Raw genomic sequence first — 11,601 nt, 5'->3', positions numbered from 1 at the left:
GACATGGAAGTCACATTGGTATTTCTGGGTCGGCTGGAAGATGCGGCCGGAGGCGCACAGCGCATCATCGCCGTCGAACCGCCAAGCTGTATCGCGAACATCGCGCAAAGCCTGGAGCCGGATTTGTGTGCCGCTCTTTTGAAAGAAGACGTGAGATTCGCCTTGAACGGAGCGCTGGTACAACGGCACTGTTCCGTAAGCGACGGTGATGAAGTGGCGTTCCTTCCGCCGGTCAGCGGCGGATAAGGCGATGCCTGGCGAAATTGCGCTTGTCGTGGGGGCCTTTGATCCTGCTGCGCGGCTCGCCGGTTTTGCGGCCGAGCACCGCGATGCGGGCGCAGTGGCCAGTTTTCTTGGCCAGGTCCGTTGTGGCGATGACGTTGGCTGCGGTGATGACGTAGATGACGGACAAGCTCTGGAATTGCTGCATTACGAGCCGCTGACGCTGCCGTCGATGATTGCGCTTGGTGAGGAGGCGCAGAAGCGCTGGAAGCTGTCGGGCCTGCTGATCCTGCACCGTATCGGGATCATGTGTGCCGGAGAACCTATCGTTCTGGTAGCCTGTGCAGCACGGCATCGCCGACCGGCTTTGACAGCGGTGGATTTTCTCATGGATCATCTCAAAAGCCGGGTATGGTTCTGGAAGCGCGAGAAGACCGCTACCGGCTGGCAGTGGATCGAACCGCGCGAACAGGACCGGACTGACCTGGCCCGCTGGGCTCCAGCGGCTCACAGCTAGAGTTGCGACGCGTAGCAGGTCAGAACAGGGCCTCGACCTGTTCAAGCACCGTCTGCTGCGCTGTCGCCATCATGGAGACATCCTGCCTCGTGGCAACGATGCGCCCGATGTCTGCTGCTGACGTCGGCTGATCTTCTCCCGTCAGAAGCAGCAGGTCGAGTTCGGCAAGCGCAGACATCGTGTTGCTGTGCGCTGCGGCCAGCGTGGCAAATGCGACTTGCGCTTCGGTCCAACGGCGATCGCTGGGAGCAGCGCCGGCTGCAGCTTTTGCAAGGCGACGTGCCCGGGCTGCCGATGAATTAAACTCGGCTTGTGCATTCTGGGCACCGCCGGCAATGGTTTGCAGACGTCGCAGAAGCTGCGGCGAGGGCGCTGTCATCCCAAGCGCGGCGACATCGCCCGCCGGATCAGCGATGGTAAAGTTCTCCACATCGCGCTTTGCAATAGAGGCGTACCGGTCAGGATCGGTCACACAGCTGGCCAGCAGTGGCAGGAGAATGCAAGGGAGCACGCGCTTCATGGCAATGTTCCATAGCACGGCTAACCAGCATTGAAACCGGCGCACTTGCAGGTAGGTGCGATGGCTCCTCGCAAAGGCCAGCGCACCAGCCTTGTGTACCCGGTCGGGCGTTGACAGCATGCACCCGATCTCCTATCGGCCTGCTCTCATTCCGGAGACGTCATGATCGTGTGGCGTGGCCGGTTCATTGCCTGGTTTGATGGCTTTCCTGCGGACGATCGATCGCCTGCGCGGAAACAAGATCGAACCGGGAAGCAGAAACGGATTTGATGATGTTCGCAATCGTGCGCACGGGTGGCAAGCAATATCGCGTTGCCGAGGGAGACAAGATCGCGGTCGAAAAGCTGGCGGGTGAAGCTGGCGATACGATCATGCTGGGCGACGTGTTGCTCGCAGCAGACGGCGCTGAGATTGCAGATGCGGCCAGCGTGTCGGTTTCGGCCGAGATCATTGCTCAGGCAAAGTCCGAGAAGATCGTGGTCTTCAAGAAGCGCCGCCGGCATAATTATCGGCGCAAGCAGGGCCACCGCCAGCAGATGACGCTGCTTCGCATTCTTTCGGTCGGAACGGGAAATGCCGCAGCAGGCACCCGCGGGACTTCGGCGGCCTCCATGGCGGCAGACACTGGACCGACTGACGGCGCCGTCTCGGCAGCCTGATCCATCATTTGAAGGACTGTTCTTTATGGCACATAAAAAAGCAGGCGGATCATCGCGCAATGGTCGTGATTCGGCAGGTCGGCGCCTTGGCGTCAAGAAGTTCGGCGGTCAGGAAGTGATTGGCGGCAACATCATCGTGCGCCAGCGCGGCACCAAGTTCTATCCCGGCTCGAATGTTGGAATGGGCAAGGACCACACATTGTTCGCTCTTGGCGAAGGCCGTGTCCGGTTCCATGATGGCAAGCTGGGTCGCAAATATGTGTCGGTGGAAGCTCCCCTGCAGGCGGCCGAGTAATAATTTGCGGTAAAGGTCGAGAGGCAAACAGATGCCTTGCTGATTTGAGCCAGATCATCGGGAAAGGGGCGGCTGATTGGCCGCCTTTTTCTTGCCCCGGTTGCGCATGAGAGCAGGAATTTTCTGAAGTCGCGTTTATCGCCTGATGGTGACACGTGGCGTCGGGCAAGCGCGGCCTGCAAGTCATGTTGATTGTGACAGATGCTGATTGATTGCTGCCCAGGTAGCTCTCTCGCCAAGGCTTGACTGCGCATCAGCATGTTGGAACAAGCCGGGAGAATTAGCGCGTTGTTATGCGCCGATCAACGCCTCGACACGCGCGCGGCCGTAGCCGGGTTGGTATGTTCTGAAATCAACGCCGCTGCGACAAGCACAAGAGCGGTACATCCTGAACCGAAGTGGTGGGCGTAGCAAGGATTGAACTTGCGACCCCTGCGATGTCAACACAGTGCTCTACCACTGAGCTATACGCCCACGCTCTTCGATTCTGTGGCTCCCGTTGGTTCCGGTCGCCGGCAGGTGGGAGCCTTTAACGCGGGGCAGCGGCCGGTGCAAGCCATTCGATGGGGTAAATCGATTACCCGGCTCTAAAGGCTGGCATTTGCCATTCCGGGATTGAACATGTCTTCTACATGGCGCACCAGATCCTTGAGATGAAATGGCTTGGAAAGCACCTTGGCGTTGGGGACCGAGCGGTTTGCCCGCATTGCGACTGCGGCAAAGCCGGTGATAAAGACGATCTTGGTTTCGGGTGAAATGCGCCCGCATCGCTGCGCAAGTTCGATGCCGTCCATTTCAGGCATGACGATGTCGCAAAGGAGCAGGTCGAAGCATCCGCGTTTCAACAGCGGAAGCGCTTCTGTTCCACAGCGGACCGCCACGACATCGTGTCCTGCCAAATGCAAGACGCGCGTGATGTGGCTGCGCATCATGTCATCGTCTTCTGCCAGAAGAATTCGGATCATCTTGCCCTCGGTGCTGTTGGTTCGTTACTGCGGCATGAAGCTTCGCTCTCCATCCCCTTGCAGAAGAAGCGCTGCATTGCGCGCCGCTTGCGCAGCATGTGCAACATTGAAACAGGCAGGAAAGCGCATAATGGGTAAGTGCACCTTCGCAGATGTCATGGAAATGCAAGGCCGAGCTGGGTGACCCGATGCAATCCCGCTGCAAGGGACGTCCATCCAGCGTTTGTGCATGAGCAGGCCGGCGGATCAACGCCGGTGCTCATCTGCGTGCCGCATGCCGGACGTGATTACCGGCCGGCGTTGCTGTCCCGCAGACGCCATGAACGCATTGATCTTTCCGTGCTGGAGGACAGGCACATCGATGCGGTCGGAAAAATGGTTGCGGACGCCACGGGAGCTGATCTCCTGGTTGCTCGCGCCCCACGTGCCCTGATCGACCTGAACCGTGCGCCGGATGATCTTGATCCGGCAATGTTCTACGATAAAGCGACGTCGGACAAGGCGCGCGGGTCCGAATTGCCGATCGGGCATCGTTCCGCTCGGGGCTTGGGTCTGTTCCCGAGGTATGTTCATGGGCAGGGTGAATTATGGGACGACCGCATGAGCAGGGCAGAAGGAGAGCATCGCATCACACAGGTGCACACACCCTATCACGCAGCGGTGTCGAACATTCTTGCTGCAAAACGAAATGACTTTGGCGAGGCACTGTTGCTGGACCTGCACTCCATGCCCAGCCTGCCTGCCGGGGCTGCGATAGCGGGGCAGGGAATACCAACTCACGTGCTGGGAAACCGTTTCGGATCAAGCTGTGGCAGCGATCTTGCTGACGCTGCTTTGGACAGCCTTGCTCGAGATCACGTATCTTGCACGGTGAACCGGCCCTATGCCGGAGCTTATGTGCTGGACAGGCATGGCAATCCTAGGGGAGGAATTCACGCCATCCAGCTGGAAATCGATCGCGCCTGCTATCTTGATGACAGGACCCACCTCGATGAGCGGCGCGCAAGCCACCACGCTGCGATCGTTATCCGGATGGTCAACCGACTGGAAGACCTGCTTCATGCCCGCAGGCGCGCAACAGCGATGGCGGCTGAATAGAAAGAACCACCTCGCGAGGATACGCGAGGTGGTCAAGGTTCAGGGAGGTTGATGCATAAAGCATCTGCCCGGCGGACCATGAGGGGAGCCACGCCGAACGATTCAAAGATAAGCAGCCGACGTCGGTGTTGCAAGGCTGCATCACGCAAGTTTACAGTTCTCGATCCTCATTTTGGGCCCGGGTTTGCAAGCAGCGCCTGTCAGACAGTCTCTTCATTTGCTGCTGTGGCGGTGGGACCTTTGTTCTGGGCAACCTGACGCGAGAAAATGTCGCGGATCAGATCGAGCGAGAAAAGATGCGCATAGACGAGTGACAGCAGCCCGTTCTGGTTCCACCCACGCAAGACGTCACCACGCACTTCGCGCAGCTTTTCCTGATCGACCATCTGAAATCCGCGGTAGACAAAGGGTTTGTCGTTGTCTTCACGCCGGATCGCCACTTCACCGTCCATCAGCAGCTTGTGCTTGCCCAGCTCCTCCATGAAAGTGGCGGTGCGGTGCCCGGCCTGCTCGAACTGTTCGTTGAACTTCAGGATGGCCCTGGTGCTTTCGCTCGGCTCCCCGTCAGTGAACAGCGGATCGCCTTCCTCGAACTCTCCGACAAGGTCGCTGGTCGGGTCAAAACACAAGGACAACTGGTCGTTATCCGCGTTAAGCCGGGCCAGCAGGAACGGATAACGACGGGCATACGCTGGCACATAGGCAGGTGTGGTCATCAAACCGGTTTCGTCAAAAAACGTGTTCACGCCTTCGTTCAACCCCATCAGCGCGAGCGGTACCGGGCTGCTCCCCTGGGAAAAGATGATGGGGTAGGCGCGCTGGGCCATCGGAAATTCCTCGACGGTCAGCGGAATGGCATGCTGCTTTGCCAGCCAGGCAGCCCGGTCAGTGCTGCGCGCCTTGTAACCGGCATGTTCATTGCTGTTGAGCGGAACCAGGCCGCTGTAGAATAGCGGCAGGTTCGGATCCTTGGGCGCGCTGGCCATCACTTGTGTCTCCCATCGAAATTCGCATCAGATTGGCAAAGCGTGCGCCGCTCGTGATCCGGGGATCCGGGGCGGACGCGGTGCCTGTGCGTCTAGGCGACGCAACCCGGCTGCACAAGCCGCCGTGGCGGAAGGTGCGCGCAAGGCAAGCTGCCGGCCTAGAGCAGTTTGCCGGGGTTCATCAGCTCTTTGGGATCCAGTGCATGCTTCACTGCCTTCATCACGTCCAGCGCGACAGGATCGCGGGTGGCGTAAAGCATCTCTCGCTTGTCCTGTCCGATGCCATGCTCAGCCGAAATAGATCCGCTCCATTGCGTGACCATCTCGTAAACCTCCGCGCTGATCGCCTTGCCGGAACGCTGTTCCCACTCGATGGCCTCGGCACCCGGTGGTGCGATGACGTGCAGATGGATGTTGCCGTCGCCAAGGTGCCCGAAGCCCAGCACCTCATGCCCGGCGTAATTTTTCTCGATCTGGTCAGTCACTGCCTGCAGAAAAGCGGGCATCGCTGCGACCGGCACTGAAATATCGTGCTGCACCGCAGGGCCGCGCGCTTTTTCAGCAGGGGAAATGCTTTCGCGCAGCTGCCAGAACGCCTCCGCCTGCGTTTCGTTGGCGGCAATCACCGCATCTTCAACCAGACCGTCCTCGAATGCCGTCATCATCGCTTCCTCGACCCGTTCACCCAGTGCAGCAGCACCTGAAGCGTCTGCGACACATTCAAGCAGCACATGCCAGGCATGCGGCTGTTCGAGCGGACGCTGCGCGTCGGGCAGGAAATCGACTACATGATCCAGACAGGCCTGCGGCAACACCTCGAACCCTTCGAGCACATCGTCAAGCGCATGCTGGTTGTGCAGTAGCAGACGGCGCGCAGCATCCAGATCACCCACGCCTGCCCACACCACGCGGCGTTCGGCAACGGCCGGGCAAAGCTGCAATACAGCCGTGCTCACAACGCCGAGCGTCCCTTCCGATCCGATCCACAATTGCTTGAGATCAAAGCCGCGGTTGTCCTTCTTCAAAGGTGCCGACAGGTCGAGCACACGACCATCCGGCAGCACGATCTCCAGCCCCAGTATCTGCGCCCGCATCACGCCATGGCGCAGCACCTGTGTGCCGCCGGCGTTGGTGGAGACAAGACCGCCGATTGTGGCCGATCCCTTGCCGCCAAGCGACAGTGGAAAACGAAGCTGCCTTGCTGCGGCTGCCTCATGCAGGGTCTGCAGGATAACCCCTGCGCCGCAGCGTGCGGTCATGGTGTCAGCGTCAACATGAAGCGCTGTCATTCTGCGCGTCGACAAAAGCAGGGAGTGGCCACTTGCATCGGGGGTCGCCCCGCCGACCATGCCGCTGTTCCCCCCTTGCGGCACGACGGGAACGCCATTGCTGGCGCATAATGCCACAAGCCGGCTCAGCTCGGCTGTATCGGCTGGCTGGGCCAGGGCAAGCGCACGACCGGTGTAGCGCCCGCGCCAGTCGGTAAGCCACGGATCAATTGCTTCATCATCGATAATCAGCCCTTTTTTGCCGAGGATGGCATGCGCCTGTCCAAGAAAGCTCTCTTGATCGAATGACTGGTCGTCGTGGCTCTCCGGAGACGAGAAGGTGGCAGGTGGCGCGGAGCGGGAGGTGTCGTGGGTGTTCATAAAGCGTCTTGTGGCACAAGATCCTGCAGATGTCCCGGCTGGCACGCTGCAGTTAAGCGCCTGTTAAACCGCCCGGCGCAATATTCTCCTCATGTTTGAATTTGATAAAGCTTGGGCCTGCGGGCAAGATGCAGACATGATAGTGCAACAGCGGCGCAGGCGATATCGGGAGTGACGATTGGCTGGATTGCTTCTGCTGCCCTGTTGGGTGGAGCGCTGGCCATGTCCCCTGCAGGATCGGTGGTTCAACGCATAATACCAGGGCAACCTGCAGAAGGCGAACTGCTGCCGGATGATCGGCTGCGACAGGTCCGGCGGCAGTTGATCATCCGGATCATGCCATTTGGCGCCGCCAAGCCAGAGCGCGAACAGCGCACACGCATCGTTGCCTTGCGCCCGGTTGCAGAACCTGCCCGCTCCTGCCTCCCGGTGCGTGATATTGCAGGCGTGCAAGTTGACAGCGCCCGCGGCCTTCTGTTCTTCACCCGTGCAAAGCGCATCTACAGTGCAGCTTTTGAACAAGCTTGCCCGGTTCAGGGATTTTACTCCGGTTTTTACATGGAGCGGTCCTCCGACGGCATGTTGTGTGCAGGTCGTGACCGGCTGCATGCGCGTTCGGGAGGCGATTGCCTGGTTGGCAGCTTTGCCGAGATGATCCCGGCACGCTGATCTGACGGCAGGCGGGCGGGACCTGCACGCCGCCCGGGCGTCATTCCTTGACTTTATAGCGATGCGCGATTAAAGGCGCTGTTTGGCTTATAGCTGCATAGCCGCATATCGGCGCGCTGCGACTGCTGCTTTAACAGCTCTGGCTTTTGTTGGGACGGTGCCGTTCCCGTTGCTCTTCGTTGTTGGCCTGTGCCGAAATCCTGTTCAATCCTTGCCAGAGTGCCTGCATGAAATTTGCCGATCTTGGCCTGTCCGCCGAATTGCTGAAGTCGGTGGAAACTGCCGGCTACGATGAGCCGACCCCTATTCAGGAGCAGGCAATACCCTCCGTGCTGATGATGCGCGACATCATCGGTATCGCGCAGACCGGTACTGGCAAGACTGCCGGCTTTGTGCTGCCGATGATCGACATCCTGGCTCATGGACGCCGCCGTGCGCGGATGCCGCGCTCGCTTATCCTGGAACCAACGCGTGAACTTGCCGCGCAAGTCGCGGAAAATTTCGAGAAATACGGCAAAAATCACAATCTCAGCATGGCGTTGCTTATTGGTGGCGTGCAGATGGGCGACCAGGTCAAGGCGCTTGACGAGGGGGTGGACGTCCTGATCGCAACTCCTGGCCGGCTCATGGATCTGTTCGATCGCGGCAAGATCTTGCTCACCGGTTGTGATCTTCTGGTCATCGACGAGGCGGATCGCATGCTTGACATGGGCTTTATCCCCGACATCGAGCATATCTGTACCAAGCTGCCGCCGCAGCGCCAGACGCTTCTGTTTTCCGCCACCATGCCGCCGCCCATCAAGAAGCTGGCGGATAAGTTCCTGTCGAACCCCAAATATATCGAGGTGGCGCGGCCGGCTTCTACCAACGTCAATATCGCTCAGTTCATGGTACCCGTGACGCCTCGAGCCAAGCGTGGAACGCTGCGCAAATTGCTGAAAGACGATGCCGTATCCACGGCAATCATCTTTGCAAATCGCAAGACCACGGTTCGCGAACTTGCGAAGAACTTGAAAAGTCATGGCTTTGCCGCTGGCGAGATCCACGGCGACATGGAACAATCCGCGCGCGTTGCCGAGCTTGATCGGTTCAAGAATGGTGAGATCAACCTGCTGTGCGCCAGCGATGTCGCAGCGCGCGGTCTGGATGTGAAGGGGGTCAGTCATGTCTTCAACTATGACACTCCGTGGCATCCTGACGATTATGTCCACAGGGTAGGCCGGACGGGCAGGGCTGGAGCGTCGGGTCGGGCAGTGACCTTCGTGACGTCCGACGACGCCGAGGCCCTTGCCGGCATAGAAAAGCTGATTGGCGACAAACTGCCGGAGCTGCAAGTCAAGGACAACGACGCCCCGAGCACGTCGGGAGACAGTCAGTCCGCGACCAGAACGGCTGGTGATCCCTCTGCAAGGAGATCCAGGTCGAAACATGCTGAGAAACCGCATCGGACAGCAAAAGATCAGTCGGCAGAAGCAAGCCACGAGAACAAGCCGGCACGACCTGCGGCTAAGCCGACCTCGCCAGATGTGACCGAGCATCGTCAGTCGGCGAAGCAGCCGGTGGCCGCCGGTGATTGGAACGGTCCTGTGCCCGAGTTCCTGGGCGTGTCAGCACTTTCCTGATTACGCCTGCGATTGCCGCATGTCCGCAGCGCCAGCAAGATCAGCGCAGCGTTTCAAGCCACATCATCACCATTGTTCGGGTTCATGAAGCGTTCGGCATGTGGAGCCGGACACTCTTTGCAGCGGTTACGCGGGTCGGATGAAGCTGTCGATCACGCGCTTGGTGCTGCCCGCTTCAAACGCGATTTCCAGCTTGTTGCCTTCCTGACCAAGTACGGTGCCATAACCGAACTTCTCGTGAAAAACCCGCTGGCCAACGCCGATGTCCTTGCGCGGCTTGGCTGCGAAGCTTGCCGCGCTCCGCCCTGCCTCCACGATCCGCTTTGGTGCTGCATCAAATTGTGCGGCGGTTCCGCGCTGCCAGCCTGGTCCGCGGGTGGTAACACGCGATGGCTGCACTTTGGCCAGATGTGCGAACGGGTCGCTCTGTTCGGACCAGTTTGCCCGCCACAGGGATTCCCCGCCGGTCATGGAAGTTTCCGCGTCGATCATGGCATCAGGCAGTTCGCCGACGAAGCGCGAGGGGATGGCGCTTGTCCACTGCCCATATATCCTGCGATTGGCCGCATGCAGGATTGTACAGCTGGAGCGTGCACGCGTAATCGCAACATAGGCAAGCCGTCGTTCTTCTTCCAGCGAGCGCAAGCCGCCCTCGTCCAGAGCGCGCTGCGATGGGAATACACCTTCCTCCCAGCCGGGAAGGAATACATGATCGAACTCAAGTCCCTTGGCCGCATGGATCGTCATGATGGTTATGGGGTTGCCGCTTTCGGCGCGATCATTGTCCATGACGAGACTGACATGCTCCAGAAAGGCACCGAGCGTCTCGTATTCTTCCATCGCCCGGGCCAGTTCTGAAAGGTTCTCCAGTCGGCCGGCGCTTTGGGCGCTGCGCTCATTCTGCAAGGCGTCGGTATAGCCGGATTCGTCCAGTACCGTGCGGGCAAGTTCCGCCGGCGAAAGAGACGCAGCACCATCGCGCCAACGTGCAAAGTCCCGCACCAATGCAAGAAGAGTGTTCCGCGCCCGGGCCGGCAATTCGTCGCTATCCACGACTTGCATCGCGGCCGCAAACAGGGGCACACCCTCTGCACGTGCGTGGCGATGCAGCTTTTCAAGCGTTTTTTGTCCCAGCCCGCGTTTCGGTGTGTTGTAGATGCGCTCAAAGGCGAGATCGTCGCTTGGCTGCGCAATGACCCGCAGATATGCGAGCGCGTCGCGGATCTCGGCCCGTTCGTAAAAGCGAAACCCGCCGATGATCTTGTAATCAAGACCGATCTGAATGAAGCGGTCCTCGAACTCGCGGGTCTGAAATTGCGCGCGAACGAGGATAGCGGCGTGGTTGAGCGAAATTCCGGCTCGGATCAGAGCTTCAGCTTCTTCGCCGATGCGGCGTGCCTCCTCCGGTCCGTCCCAGACGCCGATCACGCGGACTTTCTCGCCTTCGGCGATGTCAGTCCACAAGGTCTTGCCCAGCCGCTCGCTGTTTGCATCGATAAGCTGCGAAGCGGCCGCCAGAATTTGCGGCGTAGACCGATAATTCTGCTCCAGCCGAATGACCTTGGCGCCGGGAAAGTCCCGTTCGAAACGCAGGATATTGGCAACCTCGGCGCCGCGCCACGAATAGATCGACTGATCATCGTCGCCAACCACGCAGATGTTGTGCCCGGCCGGACCCTTTGCCTGGGTCAGCAGCCTGAGCCAGAGATACTGGACGACATTTGTGTCCTGGTATTCATCGACCATGATGTATTTGAACCGCTGCCGATAGTCGTCGAGCACATCCTGTTCGCGCCGCAGGATGTTGAGCATATGCAACAGGAGATCGCCGAAGTCACAAGCATTCAGCGCCTTGAGGCGCTGCTGATAAAGACGGTAAAACTGTTCGCCACGACCGTTCGCAAACGCCTCGTTCTCGTCAGCGCCGAGGTCGGCGGGGTTGAGCCCCCGGTTCTTCCATCTGTCGATCAGGCCAGCAAGCTGCTTTGCCGGCCATCGCTTTTCATCCAGTCCGTCGGCAACGATAAGTTGCTTGAGCACGCGCAGCTGATCGTCGGTGTCGATGATGGTGTAATTGGACTGCAGGCCGACAAGTTCGGCGTGCCGCCGCAGCATCTTGGCAGCAATGGCGTGAAAGGTGCCCAGCCACGGCATTCCCTCAACCGCGGGACCGATATGGCCGCCCACCCGGTCGCGCATTTCCCGTGCCGCCTTGTTGGTGAAGGTCACGCACAGGATCTGGCTTGGCCATGCCTTGCGGGTCGCGATCAGATGCGCCATTCGCGCCGTCAGCGCGGCGGTCTTGCCAGTGCCGGCGCCCGCCAGCATCAGCACCGGACCCTCTGTCGTCAGCACGGCTTCTGTCTGCGGAGAGTTCAGACCGCTCAGCCATGGCATCA

At 59.7% G+C, this 11,601-nt stretch carries 12 protein-coding genes and 1 tRNA gene; 7 read left to right on the top strand and 6 right to left on the bottom strand.

Going from position 1 to position 11,601, the window contains the following annotated elements; all coding sequences use genetic code 11:
* The first annotated feature begins 3 nt into the window (after positions 1–3).
* Positions 4–246, top strand: coding sequence for a MoaD/ThiS family protein (locus tag RM533_RS03480; RefSeq protein WP_311339821.1), 243 nt, complete (start codon positions 4–6; stop codon positions 244–246).
* Between the two features lie 4 nt (positions 247–250).
* Positions 251–739, top strand: coding sequence for a molybdenum cofactor biosynthesis protein MoaE (locus RM533_RS03475; RefSeq protein ID WP_311339820.1), 489 nt, complete (start codon positions 251–253; stop codon positions 737–739).
* A gap of 19 nt (positions 740–758) precedes the next feature.
* Here the strand turns inward: RM533_RS03475 and RM533_RS03470 are convergent, their stop codons facing one another.
* Positions 759–1,259, bottom strand: coding sequence for a hypothetical protein (locus tag RM533_RS03470; protein WP_311339819.1), 501 nt, complete (start codon positions 1,257–1,259; stop codon positions 759–761).
* Between the two features lie 269 nt (positions 1,260–1,528).
* Between RM533_RS03470 and rplU the strand changes: the two genes are divergently transcribed.
* Together rplU and rpmA are read left to right on the top strand one after the other, a co-directional pair.
* Positions 1,529–1,918 (top strand): 50S ribosomal protein L21, encoded by a 390-nt coding sequence (gene rplU / locus RM533_RS03465; RefSeq protein WP_311339818.1) that lies wholly within the window; start codon positions 1,529–1,531, stop codon positions 1,916–1,918.
* 25 nt (positions 1,919–1,943) lie between these two features.
* Positions 1,944–2,213, top strand: a complete 270-nt coding sequence (gene rpmA, locus RM533_RS03460) for a 50S ribosomal protein L27 (protein ID WP_311339817.1) — start codon at positions 1,944–1,946, stop codon at positions 2,211–2,213.
* 399 nt (positions 2,214–2,612) lie between these two features.
* Here the strand turns inward: rpmA and RM533_RS03455 are convergent.
* Together RM533_RS03455 and RM533_RS03450 are read right to left on the bottom strand one after the other, a co-directional pair.
* Positions 2,613–2,687 (bottom strand) — tRNA-Val (locus tag RM533_RS03455).
* A 113-nt stretch (positions 2,688–2,800) separates the two neighbouring features.
* The gene (locus RM533_RS03450; RefSeq protein ID WP_311339816.1) at positions 2,801–3,178 is read right to left on the bottom strand and encodes a response regulator; all 378 of its coding nucleotides are present in this window, start codon (positions 3,176–3,178) and stop codon (positions 2,801–2,803) included.
* 225 nt (positions 3,179–3,403) lie between these two features.
* On the opposite strand from RM533_RS03450, the gene RM533_RS03445 reads away from it, so the two are divergent.
* Positions 3,404–4,276, top strand: coding sequence for an N-formylglutamate amidohydrolase (locus RM533_RS03445; protein ID WP_311339815.1), 873 nt, complete (start codon positions 3,404–3,406; stop codon positions 4,274–4,276).
* Between the two features lie 200 nt (positions 4,277–4,476).
* Here the strand turns inward: RM533_RS03445 and RM533_RS03440 are convergent, their stop codons facing one another.
* Together RM533_RS03440 and RM533_RS03435 are read right to left on the bottom strand one after the other, a co-directional pair.
* Positions 4,477–5,262 carry a SapC family protein gene (locus RM533_RS03440; protein ID WP_311339814.1) on the bottom strand — a complete coding sequence of 262 codons (786 nt, stop codon included), beginning with the start codon at positions 5,260–5,262 and terminating at the stop codon, positions 4,477–4,479.
* Between the two features lie 158 nt (positions 5,263–5,420).
* On the bottom strand, positions 5,421–6,911 hold the full coding sequence (locus RM533_RS03435) for an FAD-binding oxidoreductase (RefSeq protein ID WP_311339813.1): 1,491 nt from the start codon (positions 6,909–6,911) through the stop codon (positions 5,421–5,423).
* Positions 6,912–7,082: 171 nt separating this feature from the next.
* On the opposite strand from RM533_RS03435, the gene RM533_RS03430 reads away from it, so the two are divergent.
* A complete protein-coding gene (locus tag RM533_RS03430; RefSeq protein ID WP_311339812.1) occupies positions 7,083–7,580 on the top strand; it encodes a hypothetical protein in 498 nt (165 codons plus the stop codon).
* A gap of 227 nt (positions 7,581–7,807) precedes the next feature.
* Entirely contained in the window at positions 7,808–9,202 is a 1,395-nt protein-coding gene (locus RM533_RS03425; RefSeq protein ID WP_311339811.1) for a DEAD/DEAH box helicase, read from the top strand.
* Between the two features lie 126 nt (positions 9,203–9,328).
* Here the strand turns inward: RM533_RS03425 and RM533_RS03420 are convergent, their stop codons facing one another.
* Positions 9,329–11,599 carry an ATP-dependent helicase gene (locus RM533_RS03420; RefSeq protein ID WP_311340154.1) on the bottom strand — a complete coding sequence of 757 codons (2,271 nt, stop codon included), beginning with the start codon at positions 11,597–11,599 and terminating at the stop codon, positions 9,329–9,331.
* Between the last annotated feature and the right edge of the window lie 2 nt (positions 11,600–11,601).

Origin of the sequence: Croceicoccus esteveae, assembly GCF_031846435.1 — a bacterium.
Taxonomy (GTDB): domain Bacteria; phylum Pseudomonadota; class Alphaproteobacteria; order Sphingomonadales; family Sphingomonadaceae; genus Croceicoccus; species Croceicoccus esteveae.
Note: the sequence above shows the minus strand (reverse complement) of the source record. Positions and strands in the feature narration are given on the sequence as shown.